The sequence below is a fragment of the Acinetobacter sp. YH01007 genome (assembly GCF_013420425.1).
Lineage (GTDB): Bacteria > Pseudomonadota > Gammaproteobacteria > Pseudomonadales > Moraxellaceae > Acinetobacter > Acinetobacter towneri.
On sequence record NZ_VOYC01000022.1, the window covers coordinates 26,284 to 50,250 of the forward strand.

Annotated in this window: 25 protein-coding genes and 1 pseudogene; 12 read left to right on the forward strand and 14 right to left on the reverse strand. The window is 39.5% G+C overall.

The window, feature by feature from the left end:
• Positions 1-79 precede the first annotated feature (79 nt).
• The 11 genes from trmD to ispH all read right to left on the reverse strand — a co-directional run bounded on the left by trmD (position 80) and on the right by ispH (position 10,415).
• Positions 80-820 carry a tRNA (guanosine(37)-N1)-methyltransferase TrmD gene (gene trmD, locus FTT74_RS11670; protein WP_179989066.1) on the reverse strand — a complete coding sequence of 247 codons (741 nt, stop codon included), beginning with the start codon at positions 818-820 and terminating at the stop codon, positions 80-82.
• A gap of 42 nt (positions 821-862) precedes the next feature.
• Positions 863-1,411, reverse strand: a complete 549-nt coding sequence (rimM, locus tag FTT74_RS11675; protein WP_096901260.1) for a ribosome maturation factor RimM — start codon at positions 1,409-1,411, stop codon at positions 863-865.
• Between the two features lie 27 nt (positions 1,412-1,438).
• A complete protein-coding gene (rpsP, locus tag FTT74_RS11680) occupies positions 1,439-1,696 on the reverse strand; it encodes a 30S ribosomal protein S16 (protein ID WP_004974526.1) in 258 nt (85 codons plus the stop codon).
• 143 nt (positions 1,697-1,839) lie between these two features.
• Positions 1,840-2,274 carry a type IV pilin protein gene (locus FTT74_RS11685; RefSeq protein WP_154320273.1) on the reverse strand — a complete coding sequence of 145 codons (435 nt, stop codon included), beginning with the start codon at positions 2,272-2,274 and terminating at the stop codon, positions 1,840-1,842.
• Positions 2,268-2,780: a type IV pilin protein gene (locus FTT74_RS11690; protein ID WP_178866805.1), complete on the reverse strand. Its 513-nt coding sequence runs from the start codon at positions 2,778-2,780 to the stop codon at positions 2,268-2,270. The genes FTT74_RS11685 and FTT74_RS11690 overlap by 7 nt, the downstream gene beginning before the upstream one ends.
• Entirely contained in the window at positions 2,767-6,513 is a 3,747-nt protein-coding gene (locus FTT74_RS11695) for a VWA domain-containing protein (protein WP_179989067.1), read from the reverse strand. Before FTT74_RS11695 ends, FTT74_RS11690 begins: the two co-directional genes overlap by 14 nt.
• Before the next feature lie 64 nt (positions 6,514-6,577).
• Entirely contained in the window at positions 6,578-7,387 is an 810-nt protein-coding gene (locus tag FTT74_RS11700) for a hypothetical protein (RefSeq protein ID WP_179989068.1), read from the reverse strand.
• Complete coding sequence (locus FTT74_RS11705; protein WP_257221856.1) at positions 7,384-8,313, reverse strand: PilW family protein; 930 nt, start codon at positions 8,311-8,313, stop codon at positions 7,384-7,386. The genes FTT74_RS11700 and FTT74_RS11705 overlap by 4 nt, the downstream gene beginning before the upstream one ends.
• Complete coding sequence (gene pilV, locus FTT74_RS11710) at positions 8,313-8,819, reverse strand: type IV pilus modification protein PilV (protein ID WP_178866799.1); 507 nt, start codon at positions 8,817-8,819, stop codon at positions 8,313-8,315. The genes FTT74_RS11705 and pilV overlap by 1 nt, the downstream gene beginning before the upstream one ends.
• The gene (locus FTT74_RS11715) at positions 8,819-9,301 is read right to left on the reverse strand and encodes a GspH/FimT family pseudopilin (RefSeq protein WP_154321236.1); all 483 of its coding nucleotides are present in this window, start codon (positions 9,299-9,301) and stop codon (positions 8,819-8,821) included. Before FTT74_RS11715 ends, pilV begins: the two co-directional genes overlap by 1 nt.
• Positions 9,302-9,464: 163 nt before the next feature.
• On the reverse strand, positions 9,465-10,415 hold the full coding sequence (ispH, locus tag FTT74_RS11720; protein WP_179989070.1) for a 4-hydroxy-3-methylbut-2-enyl diphosphate reductase: 951 nt from the start codon (positions 10,413-10,415) through the stop codon (positions 9,465-9,467).
• A 133-nt stretch (positions 10,416-10,548) separates the two neighbouring features.
• Between ispH and gmk the strand changes: the two genes are divergently transcribed.
• The 6 genes from gmk to bfr all read left to right on the forward strand — a co-directional run bounded on the left by gmk (position 10,549) and on the right by bfr (position 15,718).
• Positions 10,549-11,172, forward strand: a complete 624-nt coding sequence (gene gmk / locus FTT74_RS11725; protein WP_004974513.1) for a guanylate kinase — start codon at positions 10,549-10,551, stop codon at positions 11,170-11,172.
• Between the two features lie 76 nt (positions 11,173-11,248).
• Entirely contained in the window at positions 11,249-11,530 is a 282-nt protein-coding gene (rpoZ, locus tag FTT74_RS11730; RefSeq protein WP_004809957.1) for a DNA-directed RNA polymerase subunit omega, read from the forward strand.
• A gap of 502 nt (positions 11,531-12,032) precedes the next feature.
• Positions 12,033-14,135, forward strand: a complete 2,103-nt coding sequence (locus FTT74_RS11735) for a bifunctional (p)ppGpp synthetase/guanosine-3',5'-bis(diphosphate) 3'-pyrophosphohydrolase (protein WP_179989071.1) — start codon at positions 12,033-12,035, stop codon at positions 14,133-14,135.
• Between the two features lie 121 nt (positions 14,136-14,256).
• Positions 14,257-14,640: a RidA family protein gene (locus tag FTT74_RS11740; protein WP_179989072.1), complete on the forward strand. Its 384-nt coding sequence runs from the start codon at positions 14,257-14,259 to the stop codon at positions 14,638-14,640.
• Between the two features lie 171 nt (positions 14,641-14,811).
• Positions 14,812-15,006, forward strand: a complete 195-nt coding sequence (locus tag FTT74_RS11745; RefSeq protein WP_004974511.1) for a bacterioferritin-associated ferredoxin — start codon at positions 14,812-14,814, stop codon at positions 15,004-15,006.
• Positions 15,007-15,253: 247 nt separating this feature from the next.
• Positions 15,254-15,718, forward strand: coding sequence for a bacterioferritin (gene bfr / locus FTT74_RS11750; RefSeq protein WP_131260631.1), 465 nt, complete (start codon positions 15,254-15,256; stop codon positions 15,716-15,718).
• 148 nt (positions 15,719-15,866) lie between these two features.
• Here bfr and FTT74_RS11755 read toward each other — a convergent pair whose 3' ends face one another.
• Complete coding sequence (locus FTT74_RS11755) at positions 15,867-16,160, reverse strand: addiction module antidote protein (protein ID WP_179989073.1); 294 nt, start codon at positions 16,158-16,160, stop codon at positions 15,867-15,869.
• Positions 16,161-16,628: 468 nt separating this feature from the next.
• On the opposite strand from FTT74_RS11755, the gene FTT74_RS11760 reads away from it, so the two are divergent.
• Positions 16,629-16,988 (forward strand): type II toxin-antitoxin system RelE/ParE family toxin, encoded by a 360-nt coding sequence (locus FTT74_RS11760; protein ID WP_179989074.1) that lies wholly within the window; start codon positions 16,629-16,631, stop codon positions 16,986-16,988.
• The gene (locus FTT74_RS11765; protein WP_179989075.1) at positions 16,988-17,296 is read left to right on the forward strand and encodes an XRE family transcriptional regulator; all 309 of its coding nucleotides are present in this window, start codon (positions 16,988-16,990) and stop codon (positions 17,294-17,296) included. Before FTT74_RS11760 ends, FTT74_RS11765 begins: the two co-directional genes overlap by 1 nt.
• Before the next feature lie 332 nt (positions 17,297-17,628).
• Here the strand turns inward: FTT74_RS11765 and FTT74_RS11770 are convergent, their stop codons facing one another.
• Positions 17,629-19,260 (reverse strand): PglL family O-oligosaccharyltransferase, encoded by a 1,632-nt coding sequence (locus tag FTT74_RS11770; RefSeq protein ID WP_179989076.1) that lies wholly within the window; start codon positions 19,258-19,260, stop codon positions 17,629-17,631.
• A 348-nt stretch (positions 19,261-19,608) separates the two neighbouring features.
• Positions 19,609-19,708, reverse strand: a pseudogene (locus FTT74_RS14065) (type IV pilin protein); the annotation flags it as partial.
• Positions 19,709-20,264: 556 nt separating this feature from the next.
• On the opposite strand from FTT74_RS14065, the gene FTT74_RS14035 reads away from it, so the two are divergent.
• From FTT74_RS14035 to FTT74_RS11795, 4 genes are all read left to right on the forward strand, one after another.
• The gene (locus tag FTT74_RS14035) at positions 20,265-20,657 is read left to right on the forward strand and encodes a prepilin-type N-terminal cleavage/methylation domain-containing protein (protein WP_373683484.1); all 393 of its coding nucleotides are present in this window, start codon (positions 20,265-20,267) and stop codon (positions 20,655-20,657) included.
• Between the two features lie 74 nt (positions 20,658-20,731).
• Positions 20,732-21,838 (forward strand): isoprenylcysteine carboxylmethyltransferase family protein, encoded by a 1,107-nt coding sequence (locus tag FTT74_RS11785; protein WP_179989079.1) that lies wholly within the window; start codon positions 20,732-20,734, stop codon positions 21,836-21,838.
• A complete protein-coding gene (locus FTT74_RS11790) occupies positions 21,781-22,986 on the forward strand; it encodes a serine hydrolase (RefSeq protein WP_179989080.1) in 1,206 nt (401 codons plus the stop codon). The genes FTT74_RS11785 and FTT74_RS11790 overlap by 58 nt, the downstream gene beginning before the upstream one ends.
• A 227-nt stretch (positions 22,987-23,213) precedes the next feature.
• On the forward strand, positions 23,214-23,967 hold a 754-nt coding region (locus FTT74_RS11795), incomplete at its 3' end, for a transposase (protein ID WP_179989081.1).

Genomic DNA, 23,967 nt, shown 5'->3' on the forward strand with positions numbered 1-23,967 from the left:
TTCAATGCATAAAGAGCCTATTTAAGACTACAAACCAACTGCCTGTAGCCATGGTGCTTAGATAAACCAATTATTTGGTCTACCCTTGCGAATCTTTTAGCCATTTTTTTTGCTGCTTGCTCAACTCAACTTTTTCAATCAACTCAGGTCGACGCTCTAAAGTCCGTTGATAACGCTGCAAAAACCGCCATTTTTTAATATTGGCATGATGACCCGACTTTAATACTTCAGGCACATCCAACCCTTCAAAATGGTCTGGCTTGGTATATTGTGGGCAATCTAAAAGACCATCCACAAATGAGTCTTGCACATGAGATTGTTCATCAGACATTGCACCCGGAAGTCTCCGGATAATACTGTCTAACAACACCATCGCTGGTAGTTCACCGCCCGATAAAACGTAATCGCCAATCGACCATTCCTGATCGACATAATGCTGAATTAAACGCTCATCGACACCCTCATAACGACCACACAATACAATTAATCCATCATATTCAACGAATTGCTGTACTGCAGTCTCATTTAGGGTTTTGCCTTGTGGTGACATATACACCACTGGCACATGAACTGCACCCGCTTGCTGTGCAAGATTTTTGGCATGCTGGATTGCTTGCGCCAAAGGCTCTGCCATCATCACCATACCTGGACCACCACCAAATGGACGTTCATCCACCCGTTTGTAGTTGCCCTGTGCATAATCACGTGGATTAATACAATGAATTTGCATCAAGTCACGTTTTGCTGCACGTCCGCTAATACCGTAAGCTGTAATCGCTTCAAACATTTCAGGAAAAAGCGTAATGACTGCAAAAAACACCGCAGACTCCTCTATTTTCCTGCTCTGCGAATCCTGAATGGATTAATAATCTACGCCCCAATTTACGTAGATGCGACCCGCTTCGAGATCAACGCGTTGTACCACATCTTTATGCCATGGAATCATACGCTCTTCGCTATCGACGCTATCGGCAGTTGCGCGAACTACCATCACGTCATTGGCACCTGTTTCAAACAATTCATGGATTTGACCGAGGTTCACTTCTTGTTCGTCATCGTCCAGACCTAACACTGTTAGACCTTTTAAATCAGACCAATAATACTCGTCCACGCCTGGTTGAGGCAGTTGCGCTTTTGAAATCCAGATATTTGCGCCAACCAAGTTGTCTGCTGCGGTACGATCACTCACACCTTTTAAGCTGACCACCAAGCCTTTGCCATGTGGTTTCCAACGTTTTACATCGACCATTTGCCAACCTGCTTTGGTTTCAATGTACCAAGGCAGGTAGTCAAATATGTTGCTCATGGGTTCTGTATTGGAATAGACCCAGAGCCACCCATTTAATCCATAAGCTGAACGTAGCTGTCCAATCTGAATACGATCTTCGGGCACATTCTGTGTTGGTGTCATGGGCTACCTACTACTTAATTCATTAAATTATGCAGCAGCTGCAGCTTTCTTCGCTTGAGCAGCTAAAGAAGCAACACGTTCAGAAGGTTGAGCACCTTGTGCAACCCAGTGAGCAAAACGGTCAGCATCTAAACGAAGTTTTTCTGCTTTACCTTGAGCTGTTGGGTTAAAGAAACCGATACGTTCGATGAAACGACCGTCACGCGCATTGCGGCTGTCAGTTACAACGATTTGATAGAATGGACGCTTTTTAGCACCACCACGAGTAAGACGAATAACTACCATGATACAACCTTATAGTTTTTACGGATTATCCCTGTATCGACCATCGATACATTTCAAACCCCTTTCATAGAGGGCAGTATTTTACGTGAATTTTGCCCTGAATGAAAGATCTAAACGTATTTATCCGCAGGTTTGAATTTAAATTATTCCCATTTTGTTGCAGCAGTTGGTAGACAACTTGAACCTTTAGTCCAACACTTTTGTCCTTGACTGTTTATAGCTATTGAGCCATTTCCATTTTGAGTACTTGTATTCACAGGTGTTGCAGTTAATATCCAACTATTAGCATTCGGAACTGATAAATCAAATGTATATGTTGAATCTCCTGTCGCAGGAAATACACTTGCTCCATAAATTTTACTATCGGTTAAGCTCACCCCAGAATAAGTTCCATTCGCAGTTTTATACTGCATAAGCTTCTGAGATATTTCCATCATCTTACTTTGAGCATCAACTCTTTTCGTTTTAATCACATATTGCGTATAAGAAGGATAAGCAATCATCGCCAAAATACCAATAATTGCTACAACAATCAAAATCTCTATAAGCGTAAAACCTTGTTTATATTTAACTACCATGTTTCTGTTCCTGGACATGATTGATAAGTCGAGATAGAAGCTTTAGATTTACAACGTATGCCTGTGCTCGTAAATAAATAATTATAATTTTGACTATCTGTTGTTTCCGCCTTTATTGACCAATTTCTCCCCCGCATATCAGCATCCGCTGAGGTGAGAAGCTTTCCAGTATTCATATCTCTTATCGTGATCGAGTACTCTTTTAAGGTAACTTCTGTCATCGGAGCATTACTCCCATATATATAATTGGGATCAAACCCCTTATAACTAAAATTACGAGATTTATGCCTCTCCAATTGCTCTGCAATTTTTTGCATCTCTTGTTCAGCTTGCGATGCTGCAGCTTTACGGGTATAAGCCACATAAGATGGTAAGGCAATAGCAGAAATAATCGCAAGTATCACAACTACCACCATAACCTCAATCAATGTGAATCCATTTTTAAAAGCAACACTATGGCACTTTGCCACAGTGTTACCTTTATTAATACTATTAAGGTGCGACATTTTTTTCATACCATCGTACAGGATTAAGAACACGTAAACATTCCCACTCGCCCGCTCCTTGAAGATTGCCAATCAATGTCAATGTTCCACAACTATTTGTATTTGGACCTCCAGAACCACTGCCCGATCCACCACCTACTGGACCTAAAGTGATACCACGAATACCTGCCCCAAGGACATTCTTATTTTTACCATCTTCAATAATCATGCCCGTACGCTTTTCAGAATCAGTATCCTTTAACCCATTTTTCAAACATATGCCAAACGGTAAGCAATATTGCTGGCGGTTAGATTCACCAACAATTCTTGGTTGGCATGGGTCAGCATCCTCAACACCCGTACCTTCTGGATCATATACAGGAATAAATAAATTTCCTTTGATTGCAATAGGCTCTTCTTCAAATGCTTTTACCCCTCCAGGTGTTCTCCCTGCCACTTCACTACCCAAGTAATTGCTTGAAAGAGAACGATACCAGCCTTGCTTAACACCTGACCCCGTACCTAAAAAGGTATTCCGAATTAGTGATGCATTTAAATTTTGAGGGTTTGGCTGTAATTGGTCCAATGTTATATTTTGAGATTTAAAACTTGTATAGTTACCTCTAATTAATTCAGGCTCAATAAAGTCACGGTCAATCAATCCATAGACTTTATTAGTAGGTCTATTCTGAATAGGATCGAATGGTTTTAAGCTCTCTCGTCCTCGACTTGGAGCAACATCAAGTGGTGTACTACGGTCACCTGATGCAATTCCAACCACAATAAAGGTATCACTCCCTTCATCGTGTATGGTAATCGTTGGTGGCTGATAAAAACGTGGTGCATCACCGCTAGTTACAGCAGAACCTGTACTGGTCGTTGCTAAATTTGCCAAGCGAATAACATTTTTCCCAAACCCACTTGCTGTAGTACCTTTCGCATTATTCAAATCAATACGAAAAACTTGCCCACCTAAATCACCAAAGTACAAGTGGTCTACTAAACCATCCGCATCACGATCTAAAGTACTAATACGTGATGGAATACTATGGACTAAATTGGCATTATTTAAGTTTGAACCCGTATTACTTGTCCACCATAAACGCTCACCTGTTTGTGCATCTACAATATAAACTGCATTACCTTCCGCAGCAGTTTTATTACAACCACCACCAAACTCAGCAGGATTTGCACTACCTAAGCTAAATCGTGGATATTCATAGCATTGATCATAACCACCGCCAACGATCAAAACACGACGAATTTTATCTTGGTACCGAATATTTGCGACTACAGGTTTAGACCAAGTTTGTCCCATTCTTGAAAAACCACTCTGATCTGCACCAATTCTAAAAAGTAATTCTGGTTTTCTTGGATTCATTAAATCCATCCCATAATAACTTTTACCGCCCATACGCATCCCGCCATAAACATTCATTTTTCTGGCAATTACAACAGACGAACCCGTACCCGTACCTCGTTCCGCTTTATAAGCAGGATCGGCTATCCATGCACCACTAATACCATGTTGTACAGTCCCAGCTTCGCCAAAACGCAAAGCTCTAGATGCATCAGGATTATTTAAAATTTCAGATGGAACAAAAACAGTTTGTTCAATACCAGTTCGAGCATCAACCACATGCAAACCACCCTCCATACTGCCATACAAAACCGATTGCTGACGTACCGAGGTTAAATCACCATTGACATCCAACTCACCAGAGTAAGTTAATTGCACTGGGAAAGAGTGAATACTTCCACCTAAACTAATAAAGGGTTGTGTCGGTACGTTTAACTGGGTTGGCAATTCTGTTGGGGTGGTTAAATCTAGGTTATAGCCTAAATAGTTTAAAAGTTTGTATTTCAACAATAATGGAAAATCTTCGAGTACAGCTTGATTGTTAAATTTGTCTAAAATGTACTCGCCGCTCACTGTTGTAGCACCCGATTTTGCAGGTATTTCTAACAATACTCCCTGTGTTGCTGCTGTCAATTGACCAGCAGAAACAGAAGCAGCATCAGTAAACAAGTTACGGATTGCATTCGGGTTTGCTTGAATTTTAGGCACAGCACGAGTATTTGTTAATGGGTTAGCAGTTATGGCTTCTACTTCTTGTGTTGGCATTGGTAAATTCCAATACACCCCACCCTGATCGACTAATCCACCATCTGCAACACCTGTATTATTCCAAATATCTCGCGTGGTTAAATCAAATTTACCCAATTCAGTAAATACAGTCGTTGCACCATCTGCAAGTGCACCATTTACAATATTATACTTTTTCAGATTACCCGCCCAAACTGAAACAGGCTGTCCAGGATTTGGTGATAAGGCACGTAAATAACCGTAAGGTTGAAAGCCATTCGGATTCAGTGCATCTACAGGAACTGAAATTGCACCTGTCGGTAAAGGTTCAATTTTAGTATCCCCCAAATTTTTAATAAATTGAATAACACTGTCGGTTACTCCTTTTGTAGCTTGTGTTTCAAAATAGCCACCATTACCATAGCCAGGCTTAGTCAATCTATGTACTGTGTCTGCAGTCGGTGAACAAGCATCATTAGAACGACGGTCGTCTTGTGTACGAGAGCTAATCTTACATGCCTGCTGTACATGTGTCTTAGATAATCCGTTAAAATCGCTACCAAAACCAACAAATGCTGTTTGAATAGACACGCCCGCTGGGTTTTTAGTTTTATCAAATAAGTATTTAGCAAACTCCCCCATACAATGCCAAGCACCAGACCCACTGGAACTTAAGCCAGCATCCGAACAACGAAACCCTGTATCATTGAGCGCTTGTTGCATGATCGGTTCTGCATAACTTGTTCGTGAGTTATTTGCCTCACCATCAGACAAAATATACACCCCTTGACCATCACAACTTTGTCTTTGGGCTGCAGCAGGAAGTGGAGAAATATAATTCAAATCATCACGTATAGCACCTTTTTCTGATTTATTAAAACCACTATAATTGCTATCTTGTGCTTGAACTTCTTCTATATAATACACACCGTCTTGCTCATAGCCATTCGGAATACCAGAAACTTCACTCCACCCAGTAGAAGAACATCGCTGTACTTCATTAATAAAATCTGTAGTTCTCCATGAAGCACATTGATAATGTCGAGTGACATTTTTATAATTGGGTGATGCCGTTATAGAATAATCCCACTTTCTATCATAGCAACGACTTCCGTATAAATTAGGATATGATGTATTTGTACACGAATAACCAACAATTTCAGACTTCGTTTCTGTCTTAAATTTATCCACTTTAATAGTTGCTCGTTTTAAAGTGTTGGTTCCCATCAAGTAAGCAGCTGCTTCAGCATAGGCGTGTGCTGTTGGAGTTCCGCCTGAAGCTCTTAAATTGTCTATAGCAGCTTTCAATTTTTGTCTATGAGCAGAATTCACTGGACCCATTTTATCTGCTTCTACCAAAATCTGTCCCGTACGCCCATCACCACCAGATGAGTAATTCCCCAACCCGACTTTAGTTTCCCGTAAAACAGGTTCATCACTATTTAATAAGGCATACATTCCATTTTTTAACCGCGTTAAACGCGAACCTGTTTGCCCTTGGTCCGTACCTCCCATCGACCCTGATGTATCCAACATCATCACAATGGTTTTTTGACCTGCAGTTGGAGTTGCATAAATTTGTAAATCACTGGCCTGTGCCACAGATGCTGTTAACACACAAGTACCCATAAACGACATACAAGCGACAGCCAATGGACGTAAATTCATGTTCTTTAATCCTAAGACACCAGCTAATTTATAAGTTTGCTTTTTCATCATGTTATCCTCTTCATCAAGGATCTTTAGTCTGATTAAAGATCGTCTGCAAGTTAAACTCCTGAGTTTGTGAGTTCACTGGCACGCCAAGTTTCGCCAAACATTTTGCAATCGTTTCAAAACCGCGTGTATCACCACCTGTATCATCGCTAATATAGCCAACAGACCCACTACCTGTACCAATACAGTTTTGAGCAGCGCTCAGATCATGCGAAAAACTAGGTACAATAGATGTGGTAGTAACACGTACACGTTGTTGTTCAACCACATTTCTAGGCATAATCGTGCCTAAGCTTAGGTTTGTCCCTCGACTCAACAAAGCACCTGGTTTTAAGTCAACAATTGCATCTGTAGGAATAGTTACAGCAACCTGAGTAATTACCGCTTCACGACTGCTTCCAAAATCTTTATCTAAATCGCAAAAACCGTCGCTACCGCCCGATGCTAAACCAGAAGCTTTAGCTGTATTACTCACAGGAGGTCGCTTAACTGCAACACCTAAGGTTGAGCCAAATTTTTCATTAGACATTGGCTTGAAACAAAAGTTGTATTCATTCCCAGGCTCCAACTTACTATCTTGCAATGCGTAACCAATCACGCCACTCAAATCAACTAAGGTCGACAAATTACCCGTATATACCTGATTAATTGGCGTATCTGCAGTTTGGCTTAAAAACTGACCAACTTGTGTATGAGTTGAAATATTTAAACTTGACATTGCAACTCTAATTGCTAAAACGCCTACAAATGTCAAGATCAATAAAATCATCATCACAACAATTAGCGTCGCACCACGTTGGGAAGAAAAATTGTGATTGTTGATCATAATGCGTCTCCCATTCCATTACGTATTGCAATGGTTGTGATATAAGTTCGTCTTAAATGCTTTGTTTGATTTGCCGCAGTAAGAGTTACTGCACTATCAAGCCCCTGAACTGGCTTAGTTTCATCTATTAATTCATTATTAGTGTTATCCATAGATCTTACGACAGCTACAGCTTTTACTGATACAACTCTAGGAAGAGGTTCTCCATTACTACGTGCAGCATTGACGGCAGCAATATAGTCATTAATGCTATAATATGCATAGGTGATATTGGTATGCGTACTATCTTTAGTCATGGTGCCCAAATAAAAACGAAGGTGATCAACTCTAGGCATGATCACCTGCCCTTCATTATTTCCACCAAAGTTTGCAATACCTGCGGCAGAGGTAACACCATGCTTATTTGCATCGCAAGCAAGTGCTAAATCCGTAGCTGCACCATTATTATCTTTTCGCAAGAAATAACGTTGGATCACATATTCACCCGCTTGAACCTCTTCACCTTCGCAATTGAACATTCTGTTTGGTGCGATAAACTGAATCGTTAATTGATCACTGTTTTCAGAAGCGTTCGACCCTAGTCCCTGCCGAGTAACCGATGTTTCCCCAATATCTTCAGATACATTGGAATTTGCTCCACCTTGTGAAAATACAATCCCTCCCATAGGGGTTGTATTCGTCAACTCAGGGTTACTAATATTTCCATAATTAGCCAAGCGCACATCTCTCGCCACATACTCTAGTCCAAATACGCCACTATCCTGAAGTTCAGCATTAGCTTGTTGAATACGCGTTGAGACAACACCGCCTAGAAACAATTGAGTTGCAGCTGCTGTAATTAACAAACCCAGTGCAAGTGCAACTATGAGTTCAATTAAAGTAAAACCCTTTTGACTATATTTAAGATGATGAGGCTTCTTGTTCATTAGTATGCCTCCATCATTACACATCTCGCATTAGCGACATACACACCCGTTGTACTCATGCACCCCGCATAACTACTGGCAGAAACTGTTGTATCTCCCCATGCTGCAAATAAGCATTGTCTACGCACTGACTGCACCCCAGGACATTGATGCATACTAACTACAACACCTATTTGATTTGCAGCACGTGCAACCAAATAGGCATCATAAGTTGCCATTTGTGCAGGTGTACAAGTTGAATTCAAACAGCTTTTAGGCGCTGAAGGTGCATTCTTCGATGCATACGACCTTACTGCCGCAGGATAACTCCCCTGCCCCTGCGTATTTACACGAATGCTTTCAGTCAACCCACGTAACAACATGACAGATTGAGACTTAACTAAAGCTTCATCGCCCGCATCAATCGCTCGCAATTGCAATGCGGAATAACCTAAAACACCAATAGCCAACAATATTAAGGCAACTAAAACCTCAACCATGCCTACGCCTATCTGATTTTTTTTCATCAGCAAGTTCCTTTAGATTGGCTTAATGTTCCAATTAAAGCCACACTCACAGTTTTACTTTTACCGTTAGAACATACTTCTATTGTTATTGGAGATGAAACTGTCCCATTTGCATTAAAAACAACACCATAGTCTGCAGATTCCACATCCACTTTTTCTGAGATGTTCACAAGCTGTACCCGTTTTTGAGCAATGACCTGATTCACATTTGCCGTAGGCAAAAGCTGAGTGATACAAGCTGTTTCTGTTACGCTTGTTTTAGCTGAATCCTTACTTAAGCAGACTGCAACAGTATTATTCAAAACCATTGCTTGCCTTCTGCTTTCAGAAAATACAGAAACTATTTCATTACTAGCTGTGGTTAAGCGTTGAGATGCAAGAGTATCCAAAAATGATGGAGCAGCAATTGAAGCCACTATCGCCAACACCGCAATGGTCACCATCAACTCAATTAAGGTGAACCCGTTTTCTTTTCTTTGCATACTCCCCCCAAGACACAGACTTTGCCCTATTAAAAATAATAACCAACAACTTTACAAAACCCTCACACTTCAGGATAAAAGGCATAAAAAAGCAGATAACCGTCATACAACGGTTATCTACCTATTTTTCATCAATTTTTTAAAGTGTTATATGCTTCGCAGTTTAAGCCTGTGTTACAGGAATACGTAACTCTTTAGGCAAACTAAAGGTAATGTTTTCTTCACGACCTGCCAGCTCTTCAGGGGCGGTTGCACCCCAGTCTTGCAAACGCTGAATCACTTGTTTGATTAAAATTTCTGGTGCAGATGCGCCCGCAGTTACACCAATTTTTGTATTTGCTTTAAACCATGCTTGGTTTAATTCATCGGCATTATCCACCAAGTAGGCTTGTTTCCCCATACGCTCTGCAAGTTCGCGTAAACGGTTAGAGTTAGATGAGTTTGGCGAACCAACCACCAACACCACATCACATTGATTGGCTAAGTCACGCACTGCATCCTGACGGTTTTGAGTGGCATAACAAATATCGTCTTTACGCGGTCCTTGAATATTTGGATATTTTTGGCGCAAGGCATCAATCACTTTGGCAGTATCATCAATCGACAAGGTGGTTTGTGTCACAAAAGCCACTTTATCTGGATACTGAACCGCAAGTGCAGCCACATCATCTTCATCTTCTACCAAATAAATTTCGCCGCCATTTTTCTTATCGTACTGACCCATCGTCCCTTCAACTTCGGGGTGTCCTTCGTGACCAATTAAAATCGCCTCTGTGCCTTCACGCGCATATTTGGTGACTTCAATATGTACTTTGGTGACCAACGGACAAGTCGCATCAAATACTTTTAAGCCACGACGCTCCGCTTCTTGCTGCACTGCTTTAGATACGCCATGCGCACTAAAAATCACGATATTGTCATCGGGCACTTCATCTAGCTCATCGACAAAAATCGCACCGCGCTGACGCAAGTCATCTACCACAAATTTATTGTGTACCACTTCGTGACGCACATAAATAGGTGGGTTAAAACACTCAAGGGCACGATTTACAATCGCAATTGCTCGGTCTACACCTGCACAAAAACCACGTGGATTCGCCAATACAATTTCCATAGAACCCTCTATGTTGAAGTTAAATAGGTGGGATGTTTAAAATTTATGCCAACAAAAGCCATCTTGGCTATTTTGTTTAAGGGGCGTCTACTCTAAAATAGAGAAGATATTTTATCATATCAGGAAAAATATCATGTCGGGTCTATTGTTTGTCGTTTCTGCCGCTTCAGGAACAGGCAAAACATCCCTCGTTAAAGCCCTGCTTGAGCGTGTGAATAATTTACACGTTTCAGTTTCTCACACAACACGCGGTCAACGTCCCGGCGAACTCGATGGTGTGCATTATCACTTCACGCAAAAACAAGATTTTATCGACTTGGTAGAACAAGGCGGTTTTATTGAGTATGCAGAGGTGTTTGGCAATTATTACGGCACCGCGCAAGCCACGGTTAAAGAGCAGTTAGCCAAAGGTCACGATGTGTTACTTGAAATTGACTGGCAAGGCGCTCAGCAAGTACGCAATCTTTTTCCTGAATCGAAGCAAATTTTTATTCTTCCACCCAGTCAGTTTGATTTACGCGAGCGTTTGTCTAACCGTGGCACCGATGCAGTCGATGTAATTGAACATCGTCTAGGCTGCGCAGTTGAAGACATGCAACAATATGTCAATTTTGACTATGTGATTATTAATGATGACTTTAATAAGGCTCTGCACGATTTAGAATCTGTGATTACCGCCAATCGTTTGGTGATGGCACAGCAGGCGCATCGTCATCAAGCCTTGATTCAAAAGTTAATTAGCCCGCCAAGCGCGTGATTAAAACTTGAGTCTATAGGCAAAGCACCTTATACTGCACAGTCTGTTTAAATTTATTATTCGAACGAGAATTCTTATGGCACGCGTTACCGTTGAAGATTGTTTAGACCATGTAGACAACCGCTTTGAGCTTGTACTAGTGGCAAGCAAGCGCGCGCGTCAATTGGCACGTCAAGGCATAGAACCTACCGTTGAGTGGGACAACGACAAACCTACCGTTGTTGCTTTACGTGAAATTGCAGAAGGTCACGTTTCCAAAGACATTTTGAAACAACGTGATCAAGACTATCAAACTTCGAGTCTTGACCTCGCACTTTCAGCAAATAACTTGAATTTAGATGGTTTTTCTTTCCAATAAGAACGACTTTCTGAAAAAGCCTAGTTTTTTACTAGGCTTTTTTGTTGTCTGAACTTTAATCTTGCGCTAAAAACCGTTATAACATAAGGATTAAGACCACAGGGTCTGTTGACATTTCATAAATGGTTTGCGCTGTAGGCTAAAACTGAGCAGATCAGGCATGAAACGAAGGGAATAGCGAGACTATTGCCAAGTTTCATAACGCAATCTGAGAAAGTTTTAGCCACAGTCCTTCGGAACGAGCATATTTTTTGCTGCTATTGCGTTATGAGTCAGTCATTTAGAATGACTAAATTTCCTGTCTCATGCCTTATATCAGCTAAAAAATCTTGCGAGATATATCTCTCACGTCGCAAACATAGACGAAGTGTCAACAGACCCTAATTTAGTGCCAAATTTATCACTATTTTGGCATGAAAAAAATTGACAAGTCATGCAATATGCTTTTCATTATAAGGTCTAACTGTAGATTCGTTATCACTTGTATTTTAAAGGGTGTTATATGCCAGGCACGATGGTCAGCCAAGCCAAACAACAGCTTCAAGCCATGATCGAACCTTACCTTAGCGTAAGTGAAGTCGAACAGGTGCTTACGGCTTGCGATTATGCCGAGCATGCGCATGATGGCGTTACCCGTAAAAGTGGTGAACCGTATGTGTTACACCCGATTGCGGTCAGTTGTATTTTGGCGCACATGCGTTTGGATGCCGACACGCTCATTGCTGCCCTATTGCATGACGTCATTGAAGATACTGACTACAGCAAAGATGACATCACAGAGAAATTTGGACGTACCGTTGCCGAGCTGGTCGATGGTGTAACCAAACTCAGCCATTCCAGCGACAAGGAATACAACAAAGCCGCATCGTTCCGTAAAATTCTGCAAGCGACCTTACAGGATCCACGTGTCATTATTGTGAAACTAGCAGACCGCTATCACAACATGACCACATTAGATGCGCTGCGACCAGATAAACGCGCACGCATCGCTCAAGAAACCTTTGATGTATTTGTACCCATGGCACGTATCGTGGGTATGAATGAAATGGCAGATAACCTTGAACATCTGTGTTATCAAAACCTTGATTTAGATATGTATAACGATGTGCAAGCCGCCCTTTTGCACACCAAGCCAAAACGCTGTGAATACCAGTCCAAATGGGAACAAAACCTTGCCGACCTACTGCAAGACAATCAAATTACCGGTCGGATTAAAAAGAAAAATAACAATATTGAATTACTGCGTCACTTTGTTAAAAACGATATTGATCTACAAGAACTGACCCACAGCCACGCCTTCGAAATTATTTTACAAAGTATTGCTGACTGTGACCGTTTGGCCGATATTTTACGTGACAGCTTTCAGGTCTTGCATTACGAAGACCATATCCGTCGCCCACTACCAGGTGGCAACCAATCGCTGATGATGCGTCTAAAAGGTGAGCAAACTACCTTATCACTCACCATTCAAACCGAATTAATGCGTAAAGCCGCACGTTTTGGTGTGGTCTTGGGTGAAAACGCACCACAAGCTTGTCGTTCTGCCATTCAAGCCTCTATGAAAAGCTTGAATGTGTTGATTGATGGTGAATGTGCCAAAACTACATTTAGCGATTTACTGGATTATCTGCACCAAGAGAAAATTCATGTTTATACCCCACACGGACATTTACATGAATTGCCGCAAGGTGCCACCGCTGTTGATTTTGCCTATGCAGCCAGTTTGTTCTTAGGTAACCACGCAGTCGGTACAAAAATTAATGGTGAAAGCAAACCACTGTCGACGCCACTGATTAGCGGGCAAGTGGTCGAAATCATCACCGATGTTTTAGCCACACCAAACCCAGACTGGCTGAGTTTTATTAATACCCAAAAAGCCCGTCGTGCCTTACAAAACATTCTGCGTGATCAGGATATTGAAGAACAGCGTTTGGTGGGGCAGCAAGCCCTGAACCGTGCGCTGAAATTGTTTAATCACTCGATTCAAGACTTGACCGAAGCAGATTGGTTGAATGTGTTGCAATGGCGTCATATCGACTCCAAAGACCGTTTATTTGAGCAAATTGCAGTGGGTGATTTATTGCCGCAGTTGGTGGCGAACCACATTTACGCACTTGATCAGGACAGCAACGAACATTCTGACCGTCTAATTCAAGGCACAGAAGGCATTGATGTGAAATATGCACACTGTTGCAACCCTGTGCTAGGCGACCCGATTCAGGGCAACTTGTCACGTCGTGGTTTGATTGTGCATCGTGCGCGCTGCAACAACTTACTGCATGAGCAGCATCAACATCCTGAAAACATCATGCCACTACAATGGACTTCAGAAGATGTCGATGACGTGAGTTTTACCGCTTACCTCAGCATTGATATGGATATGAATGACGAACAAATTTCCGATTTGATCTATCAATGTCGTAAGGCCAAAACGGGTGTAGAGATGGTACGCAGCCACGATGGCAAAACCTATGTGAATATTGTGGTCAATAACCGTAAGCAAATTGCCAAAATTATTCGTGATTTGCGTATGCACTACGGTTTCCCACGGATTAGCCGTTTAGCGCGCCCCATCAGCATTGCCGAAGAAGCCAAAGCCTGTTAAGGCTTGGCAAGGCAATTCGCCTACACAGTACAGACACTACTTTTCGCATTATTTACCAATAAGACTACTGTGATGCAGTCTGATGGTCTATGATGTTCGTACATTATTTTAGGAGAAATCAATGTCTCGCCAAGTCATCCATACTGAAAATGCACCTGCAGCAATTGGTACTTACTCTCAAGCCATTTTAGTGGGCAATACTGTTTATTTATCAGGTCAAATTGGTTTAGACCCATACAGCATGGAATTGGTAGAAGGCATTGAAGCGCAAATTCGCCGCGTATTTGATAACTTAAAAGCCGTTTGCGAAGCGGCGGGTGGCTCTTTGGCCGATATTGCCAAGCTCAATATTTTCCTGACGGATTTATCACACTTCCAATTGGTCAATCAGATTATGGGTGAATATTTTGCACAACCTTACCCTGCGCGTGCAGCCTTAGGTGTGGCTAGCTTGCCTAAAGGTGCTTTGGTTGAAATGGATGGTGTGATGATTATCAACCCATAAGTCATTATCATTCAGATACTTAAAAACAAATAAACGATGCCACCTATTAAGTGGCATTTTTTAATTCAAAAACCCAATTACAATAAATGACTTTTCAAATGATTTTTATTGACAAACGATAATAATTATCAATAATAACTCTTATCTTATTTCATTATTGTGGTTGCATTCATGTACGTTTGCTTATGCCGTGGTATTACAGATCAAGACATCAAAGAAGCCGTTGCCAATGGTGCAGACAGCTATCGTGAAATTCGCGATATGTTTGACTTAGGCACTTGCTGTGGTCGCTGTGCGCCTGAAACTCGCGCCATCATTAGCGATGAAATTGCACAAATTGCGTCTCGTCTTGCTGTTGCTGCCTAAAGCTGACGTTTTATTGTTCTCCCGCATTTATGTATTATAATTTTTACTCGGTGTTTCCTCTCCCGCTTTCGACTACAGCGGGTTTTTCTTGTCTTACATTTCTTAACACCGCCTAGCTAATTGTTTTTGATTGCGATTTTCATTTGCCGTTCTATAAATCACTCGCCATTTTGCCCAGTCTTGTTTAAGATAGAAATATAGATTGCCTTAAGCGGTTTAAGGCAGAAATTGTTGATGGAGTGCTGCAATGAAAGGCAATCGTGATGTGATTAATCAACTCAACCAAGTTTTGTATCATCACCTGACTGCGATTAACCAATATTTTTTACATTCACGTATGTTTAATGATTGGGGCATTGAACAACTCGGCTCGGCTGAATATAAAGAGTCGATTCGCCAAATGAAGCATGCTGACAAAATTATTGAACGTATTTTATTTTTAGAAGGTCTGCCAAATTTACAACATTTGGGCAAATTATATATCGGTCAGCATACAGTTGAAGTGCTGAATTGCGATGTGCGTAAAGTCCAAGAAAATATTGAAGCGATTCAAAAAGCGGTGGTTTTAGCAGAGCAACAACTGGACTATGTAACTCGCGATTTGGTTCAGGAAATTTTAGAGAAAGAAGAAGAGTACCTAGACTGGGCAACTACACAGCTTGATTTGGTTGAAACTGTAGGCATTGAAAATTATATTCAAAGCCAACTCTAAAATTCATCTAGTTTAGATCGCCCAAAAGACTGGTTTTTCCAGTCTTTTGTTTTTAGGGTTTGGTAGAGGTTTTTAGTTCATCTAGGTCATGATTGAATCATGCTTTTAAAGTAAGAGATAAAGATTCATCCGCTGGGATTCTTTGAACTTATGATATTTGCTGGAACGTCAATTTTAAACCCAATGCATTTGCCACTTTACTCACCGTCACAAAACTAGGATTTCCCTGTTTTCCAAAAGACTTATATAGCCCTTCGCGGCTTAAACCCGTTTCTTGTGCATGTTTAGTCATGCCATACGATTTAGCAATATCACCCAAAATATGCGCAATATATACAGGATCATCCCCCGCCTCTTCTAAAGCCGCTTCAAGATAAGCCTGTCTATCTTCATCAGTTTTAAGATGATCCTGTATGTCCCATTTTTTTAACTCAACAATCATGCTTCACCTCGTATTTCTTTTGCCAGTTTCAGTGCTGTACGAATATCATTTTGCTGTGTAGATTTATCTCCACCTGCGAGCAAGAGCAAAATTTCAACGCTACTTCAATTTCACACATGAAATCAATTTCATAATGAATACCCCTCTCTTTTTTAAAGAGAGCTTGGGAGAGATTTTCAACATTGGTATCTTCAACCTTAGCGATGCCTTAGTCAATTGACGATATTTAACGCGCTTGTTAATATAATTTTTGTATAGTCGTCAGGCTGAGTTCTTCTTATAAGTCTGCATGAGCTTGGTAATATCTATATTTCAAGAAAATAAATAAAAACAATGTAAAACAAATATTTATACAAAAAAATCAACCATTTACCACAGCAAGATGATTCAAAATCAGGCTGAGTTGAAATTGTCTTTTATCTAACACAACAACATTCCATCAATGGAATATAAAGAGTATAATAAATCATGTGGGATGTCGAATATACCGATGAGTTTGAACAATGGTGGGAAACTCTGACAGAGCAAGAGCAAATATCAATTGCTGCTTCAGTAGAACTTCTTGAAACTTTTGGTCCAAATCTAAAATTCCCACATAGCAGTGGAATTCATGGTACGCAAAAGTACGATCACCTGAGAGAATTAAGAACGCAACATCAAGGTCGCCCACTTCGTACCTTGTACGCTTTTGACCCAAGACGTACCGCAATTTTACTGATTGCTGGTGATAAAACTGGCGATGACCGTTGGTATGAGATCAATATCCCTATTGCAGAGCATCTATATGATGATCATCTTAATCAATTGAAAAAAGAGGGTTTAATCTAATGGCAAAAAAATTTACTGCTCTACGTGCAAAAATGTCTGCCGACTCCCAACAACAAGCACACCAACTTGCTCAACAGCAAATGAGTGAAATGCCTTTGCAAGAACTACGTCAAGCACGCGGGCTATCACAAAAAGTCATGGCCGATTTACTGAACGTTCAACAACCTGCAATTGCAAAATTAGAAAAGCGTACCGATATGTATGTTTCTACTTTACGCAGCCATATTGAAGCAATGGGAGGTCAATTAGAAGTGATTGCACGCTTTCCCGATGGCACAGTAAAAATCACGAATTTTTCAGAAATTTAGTTTATGCTCTGAACTCTCATCTACAAGCAGGACTTCTTCTTGAGGTATGAGTTTTTGAATCCGCCTCCTTGCACCATACATGGCTCACCTTTTTCAAATCCCCCTCAATCCCCCTCAATCCCCCTTTGATAAAGGGGGAAGCTTGAAAAGCATGTTTGCACAATAAATAAATTTTATGATGAATGTTCCTCCCTTTTTTAAAGGGAGGTTAGGAGGGATTTTCACCATATTTGGCTTATATTTTTTGAATCCCCCTCCTTGCGCCATATATGGCTCACCTTTTTCAAAGGGGGAAGCCACACAAGCATATTTTTTTAAATAGAATACTTAAATCAGCGTGACGCGGCCTCATCCAATAAAGTCGCATAATCCACATTGACCTTACGCAAAGTACTTAACAACCACAATTGCTTTTTGGCTTCTGCTTCATAACCGTTAAACGCCAATACTCGTGCATATTTCAATAAATCGTAGGTGGTTGGATAATTCAACACAATTTCATGAATATCCTGCAATTGTTCAGGCGTTTGTTGGCTATATGGATTTAAACGAATCCACTCAATGCGGCGGTTAAATTCTTCCAGTACAAAAATACGGTCTTGATGGGTAATTTTTTCAGGCGTTTGTTCATAGCGTACCGACTGATTCAGTTTTGGCACCATCACTTCATAATCACGATAAATCAGCATCAACAACAATCCGCCAATCACAAAAGTCGTGCGTAAATAAATTGCAGATAAAGTGAAGCTTTTTACCACACGTTGTGACTGAACCATGCCGATAATAAAACCTACAGGTAGCAAGAAGTAGGCATAGTTTTGTGGAAATTCCAGCATGGCATGCACACTAAATGCACCAACCATCAAAATACCAACAACCGATTCAACCGACTGGGTATATTTATGCAACTGGTAGCCCCAATAGCCCAAATACGCCAAAAATGGCACGCCCAGCAACACACCATTCCAAAGTAAAAAGTCCAAAATGAAATTGTGTGCGCTGCGAATCCACACAGGACCTTGCACAAATTCACTAATACTAACATACGCCACGCTGGTTTGATGCCAACCATAGCCCCACCACGGTTGATGTTCAATTGCAGCGAGCATTTGCTGCCAAATCGCCAAACGCGACATATCGCCTGTAGCACGTTGCACCACATCACGAGATTGCACCGAAAGTTCTGCACTTTGCGCGAGTAATTGACTGAAAGAAGGCGCAATAAAAATTAACCCGATAAATGCGGCAAACCACAGTAAGCTATAGCGCCATTTAATCCGCATCACACCACGGTATTGTTGATAGCCCAAATAGATCAAGAGACACAGCGACGCCAACCATGAAGTCCGTGATTGACTCAATACCACACCGACCAAAATCATGGCAGCAGCAACCACAATCCACACGGTTTTAAGTTTTTGTTTTTCGTATAAATAGAGGCATGCCATGAGTGACATTACCAAAAAGGTCGCCATGTTATTGGGTTGGGCGAAATTGGCATATGGGCGTTGTCCAATTTTTATATCCACCATCATTGGCAGGTATTGATCCAGTGTCAGCCACTGGCAAATTGCCATGAATGCGGTCATACTTCCCACGCCAAGCAACACATAACTAAAACCTGTAAAGATGCGTTCACGTTCGCTGTTATTTTGCGTGAGGTTGTAGCCAAAAATGATTGCTAACCAAAAACTGAAGATATACACACTGCTGAGCAAGGCTTTGTCAAAGAAGTAGACTAAGCCAAAGCCCCACTGAATGAGTGGAACACTGCACAGTGCTAGTAAGGGCAGGCTGATTTTTGGTATCTGTAATTTTTCTTTGAATAGACAGGCTGCGAGAGCAAACAAGGCAAAAAATGCGTAAAGTTCACCTGTATAGGTGACCCACGGACGGTAGTGAATGGGCAATAACCATGCAAGGGAGATGAGTATGGCAGCTAAAAGTAGCAATGCAGATTTCATAGAAAAAATAGACCAAAAAACTGGCTCTATCTTATATTTTTTTAGGCAAGATGATAGTGCTTTGTGTGGCAAGTTTAATTGGAATGATAAATTAAGGCACAAGCGCACAGCTCGGAGCGCTATTTAAATCACATTGTGAGTTTTTGGCACCACTATATTTAGGAATACCGATTAAGGTTTTATCCGCAGTATCTATAGTCCATGCAGATGCATCTGTTATTTGCTGACAGGCAGAAGCTACAGGCACAACAGGACTGGTGTTATTATCAGAATCGTTGATTGCATAAAATGTGTGATTGGCATAGTTTTTTAGTTCCATTAAGCAGGATTTTTCAGAAGAACTACGCACATAATGCTGATAAGCAGGCAGTGCGATCGCAGCCAGAATACCCATAATAGCGACCACAATCATCAGCTCAATTAGAGTAAAGCCTTTATTTTTATTCATTATTTTCCACTCACATATACGATATACAATATGGTTGCTAAAAGTTTAAAACTCAAACTAAAGGGTTCAATTTGTAGTAAAAATATCCATTTTTAAGTATTTTAGCCAATTCTATAAATGAGTTAAATTAAAATAATTTAATTTAAATTTTATAAAAATTAGAACCACCTAAACTCATTAAATGAGATCTTGTCAAACAGTAGCAAAACTTGCGTTATATATAATAATTCAATGTATGGCTCAGGCTCTTTTCTTTGCTAAGTCAATGTACGAATCCTTAATACAGTTAAAGTAAAAACTAGCACCATAAAAGTGTGATAAAAGTCACACAATGACAATATTTGTCCAAAGTACAAAATCAAACCTGACAATAATTGTCACTTTTTAACAAAAATATACAGCAAAATTTATAATCTGAATTTTTTTATGTATAAGATGCTGTTTTTCTGTGTAAATTGTCTATAATAAAAGTTGGCACGTTTAGTGCTAAATATAAATTAGCTTGCAAAGCTTATAAATAAATTAACAAACATTTGTGGAGAATGTTATGAATACAATGCAAAAGGGCTTCACGCTCATCGAACTCATGATTGTGGTCGCTATTATTGGTATTTTGGCTGCGATTGCACTTCCTGCTTATCAAAACTATACGCAACGCTCTGCAAACAGTGCGTGTTTAGCTGAAGCTAAAGCTTACGTTGGCTCAGCTATTGGCTTAGCCGCAAATGGCGATACACCTCCAACATTCACATCTGGCAATGCTTGCGAATCAGGTCAAAGTGTAACAACAGCAAACTATGCTTCTGGTGCAAGTTTAACATTTACACCTAGAGCACGCGGGGCAGCTTCAGAATTAAGAGCAACAACTTGTAATGCTGGTACAGGTACTTGCACACTAGGTACTGCTGCTCCTGCTGCTGCTGCTGCTGCTGCTGCTGCTGGTGGTTAATTAACTAAATTTTAGTTATTAAAAAGGTTACTCTTATGAGTGACCTTTTTTATTGATAAATGCAGGATTTTATAATGAAAGAAAGTTTGACAGTGATAATTATATTTTTGTTTTATTGTTTTTTGCTTAAAAAACTTGATAACTTTCTTAACTTAGAAATTATAGTGGCTTTAATTCCTATTTTATCATTTTTAACTGTTATTTTAATTTTTGTAAAAAAACATCAATTTAAAATCAACCTAAACTATAGTTTTATAAAAATTGCCTTTATTGAGTTTATAGTTTTTCTGCTCATTTCATTGCTTTATGCTATGTTAATGAGTGAATATTTTGGTCAAACGATATTTTCTTATTACTTCTCAAATGTTTTATTATTCTCACCTGTAATCATTATAAGTTATTTGATTCTTGTTGTATTCGGTTATAAGAAAAAGAATGACTTGATTTATTATGGAAATAAGAAATTATTATTATTAAAAATGATGGTTAAAATATTTTTTCTTACATTTATTTATGGTTCTGTTTGTATTTGCTTAACAGAAATTTTAACTATAGAAAAAATTAATATTCAGCAACTTGATTACTATTTTTACTTAATAGGTTTAACAGCAGATGTGATTATTGCACTATTTGGCTATACTTTTGTATCTCATTGGTTTAACAACGAAGTGAAAAGTGTTGATGAAAGTTTATCTGGTTGGTTGATCTGCATTATTTGCTATCCTCCTTTTTTGTATTTATATAAAATGTTATTATCACAAATAGATGACTATACTTGGGGGGATTGGGCTAAAGGCCAATGGTACTATTACCCGTGGCTATTTTTAATTATTTCAACCTGGCTTCTTTACTGGTTTTCGCATGCACATTTTGGTTTTAAATTTTCTAATTTAACTTGGCGTGGTTTAGTAAATACCGGTTTGTATAGATATTTTAGACATCCTGCTTATCTGTTTAAGAATATTTATTGGTGGGCATATACTGTACCTTTTTTTGGTGTAATGGGTTTTGATTTAATTCATAATTTTTTAGCGATGGCAGCTATTAGTCTAATTTACTATTTTAGAGCGAAAACGGAAGAAAAACATTTGTTATGTTTTCCTGAATATCAGCAGTACCATGCATGGGTAGAAGAACACGGCTTTTTTGCAAAAGTAAAAAAATGGTTAAAAATTCGCTAAAAAACCAATTATTTTTCATTGTTCTGTTAATCGTATTTTTGTATTTAATCATTTTTATTACAAAAATAGGTGATAGAACATTTGCGCGAACTATTATGGCTAAATTTGCAGAAACAGGTATTAACTGTAGCGATTCTGCTCCGGATTGGATGCATCAGTTATTGCAACATATTATCCATGATGACGATATTTTGTCGAATCAGCTTATGTATATCGATCAACAGGGAAATAAGTATCATTGTATCAGTGGTAGTCCCGCATTTGGAGCAAAAAGGATTCAACATAACACCCGATTTAAATATGCAAGTCTCACTAAAGTGCTTACGCATCATGCAATTTTGGACTTAGTCAAGCAAAAAAAAATTAACTTGGAAGAAAATTTTATTCAATATTTTCCTGAACTCAGTAATTTTAAAGATCCGCGAATTCAAAAAATTAAAGTTATTGACTTATTGCAACATCGATCTGGGTTTGATCAAAAAAAAAGCCCAGACCCTTTTTTTGATTTACACCAATCATCATGGTGTCCTTATAATATTGAGTATTTAAAAGATATAGTATTGGATTTTAATCCTGATGCTAGATATAGTTATGATAATAGAAATTCATGTTTACTGGGTGTACTAATAGAGCGGGTAACAGGTGACCCATTTCGTGAATTTCTAATTCGCCATTATGGTTTGAATGAATACAAAATAAAATTTTCGAATGGAAAATCGTTTTCTGACGAAGTGGATTATGATTACTCAAATAGCTATTTTCTGAATGAAAAATTTATACAAAAAATGGATTTTTATGCTTTATCTGCAGTTGGTGGCTTAACTGGAAGTGCGGAAAATTTAGCAATATTGGTTAAGAATATGTTAAACAACTCAGTTTTAGATATTTTTTCAATATCTGAATATGCAGCAAAACAATGTCGATTGAATGACTTTGAAACTTGTAATGGCGTTGTCTTTCGTTCCTATCAAAAATCACAACACTTACCCAAAATGTATTACAGAGTTGGAAGTCTAGGTCCAGCAACTTCTTTACTTGCAGTGACGGAACAAAAAGAAGTGATTGTTTGGGTTGGAAATGGATTAAACATACGTATGGATGAACATCTTATAGATCAATATCTCTATAAGCATTTGATTGAAAAATAAAAATTCTAATTTTTCAATCATCTTTTATGTATATCTATGAAAAAATTTATAAAATATCACCCAAATAATTAACGATTTGTATGGGGAAGCTTTTATCAAATGTCTAAATGCCTTAAATTTTTTTTGGGGACATCTCTCAATTTTAGCCATCCTCAGGTAATCCCCCCCTAAAAATAATTGCGTTTAAAAGTAGAAAATCGAATAACCTTGATTTAAGGAGATTTTCTATGAAAACATCTAAGTATTCAGACAGCTTGATCATGAGTATCTTGAAGCAAGCTGAAGCAGGAACACCCATACCGAACTTGTGCCGCGAACATGGTATGAGCTCTGCTACATTCTACAAGTGGAAGTCCAAATATGGCGGCATGGATCTTTCAATGATGACGCGGCTTAAAGAACTTGAGGCTGAAAATGCCCGTTTAAAACGCATGTATGCTGATGAGCGGCTAAAGTCACTTGCTCAGCAACCTACTGAGCAATTTAAGATTTCAATCAGCATGGCCTGCTTAATTTTTAAAGTCAGTCAAACGTGTTATCGCTATAAAGCTCGTTCGGATCAGGAGAATATTCAAATCGCAGATTGGCTGATTAAACTGACCAATGAACATAAGACTTGGGGCTTCAAACTCTGCTTTTTGTATCTACGTAATATCAAAAACTATCAGTGGAACCACAAACGTGTCTATCGCATTTATAAGGAGCTTGAGCTTAATTTAAGAATCAAGCCTAATAAGCGGATTAAACGAGAACAGCCTGAAACCCTTGCAGTACCGACAGCTAAGAATGAATCATGGTCAATGGACTTTATGTATGATCAACTCAGTGATGGACGTAGTTATCGAGTTCACAATGTGATTGATGACTATAATCGCGAGTCATTGGATATATTGATTGACTTTTCGTTGCCAGCAGAACGTGTGCTGAGAGGACTTGATCAGCTCATTGAATGGCGAGGTAAACCTAAACGCATTAGAACCG

Excerpts from the sequence above, each read along its gene's own strand:
- rimM (WP_096901260.1), bottom strand. The coding sequence starts at position 1,411 with ATGACACCAACACAGAATGTGCCCGAAGATCGTATTCAGATTGGACAG.
- rpsP (WP_004974526.1), bottom strand. The coding sequence starts at position 1,696 with ATGGTAGTTATTCGTCTTACTCGTGGTGGTGCTAAAAAGCGTCCATTC.
- FTT74_RS11685 (WP_154320273.1), bottom strand. The coding sequence starts at position 2,274 with ATGGTAGTTAAATATAAACAAGGTTTTACGCTTATAGAGATTTTGATT.
- FTT74_RS11690 (WP_178866805.1), bottom strand. The coding sequence starts at position 2,780 with ATGTCGCACCTTAATAGTATTAATAAAGGTAACACTGTGGCAAAGTGC.
- FTT74_RS11695 (WP_179989067.1), bottom strand. The coding sequence starts at position 6,513 with ATGAATTTACGTCCATTGGCTGTCGCTTGTATGTCGTTTATGGGTACT.
- FTT74_RS11700 (WP_179989068.1), bottom strand. The coding sequence starts at position 7,387 with ATGATCAACAATCACAATTTTTCTTCCCAACGTGGTGCGACGCTAATT.
- FTT74_RS11705 (WP_257221856.1), bottom strand. The coding sequence starts at position 8,313 with ATGAACAAGAAGCCTCATCATCTTAAATATAGTCAAAAGGGTTTTACT.
- pilV (WP_178866799.1), bottom strand. The coding sequence starts at position 8,819 with ATGAAAAAAAATCAGATAGGCGTAGGCATGGTTGAGGTTTTAGTTGCC.
- FTT74_RS11715 (WP_154321236.1), bottom strand. The coding sequence starts at position 9,301 with ATGCAAAGAAAAGAAAACGGGTTCACCTTAATTGAGTTGATGGTGACC.
- ispH (WP_179989070.1), bottom strand. The coding sequence starts at position 10,415 with ATGGAAATTGTATTGGCGAATCCACGTGGTTTTTGTGCAGGTGTAGAC.
- gmk (WP_004974513.1), top strand. The coding sequence starts at position 10,549 with ATGTCGGGTCTATTGTTTGTCGTTTCTGCCGCTTCAGGAACAGGCAAA.
- rpoZ (WP_004809957.1), top strand. The coding sequence starts at position 11,249 with ATGGCACGCGTTACCGTTGAAGATTGTTTAGACCATGTAGACAACCGC.
- FTT74_RS11735 (WP_179989071.1), top strand. The coding sequence starts at position 12,033 with ATGCCAGGCACGATGGTCAGCCAAGCCAAACAACAGCTTCAAGCCATG.
- FTT74_RS11740 (WP_179989072.1), top strand. The coding sequence starts at position 14,257 with ATGTCTCGCCAAGTCATCCATACTGAAAATGCACCTGCAGCAATTGGT.
- FTT74_RS11745 (WP_004974511.1), top strand. The coding sequence starts at position 14,812 with ATGTACGTTTGCTTATGCCGTGGTATTACAGATCAAGACATCAAAGAA.
- bfr (WP_131260631.1), top strand. The coding sequence starts at position 15,254 with ATGAAAGGCAATCGTGATGTGATTAATCAACTCAACCAAGTTTTGTAT.
- FTT74_RS11755 (WP_179989073.1), bottom strand. The coding sequence starts at position 16,160 with ATGATTGTTGAGTTAAAAAAATGGGACATACAGGATCATCTTAAAACT.
- FTT74_RS11760 (WP_179989074.1), top strand. The coding sequence starts at position 16,629 with ATGTGGGATGTCGAATATACCGATGAGTTTGAACAATGGTGGGAAACT.
- FTT74_RS11765 (WP_179989075.1), top strand. The coding sequence starts at position 16,988 with ATGGCAAAAAAATTTACTGCTCTACGTGCAAAAATGTCTGCCGACTCC.
- FTT74_RS11770 (WP_179989076.1), bottom strand. The coding sequence starts at position 19,260 with ATGAAATCTGCATTGCTACTTTTAGCTGCCATACTCATCTCCCTTGCA.
- FTT74_RS14035 (WP_373683484.1), top strand. The coding sequence starts at position 20,265 with ATGCAAAAGGGCTTCACGCTCATCGAACTCATGATTGTGGTCGCTATT.
- FTT74_RS11785 (WP_179989079.1), top strand. The coding sequence starts at position 20,732 with ATGAAAGAAAGTTTGACAGTGATAATTATATTTTTGTTTTATTGTTTT.
- FTT74_RS11790 (WP_179989080.1), top strand. The coding sequence starts at position 21,781 with ATGGGTAGAAGAACACGGCTTTTTTGCAAAAGTAAAAAAATGGTTAAA.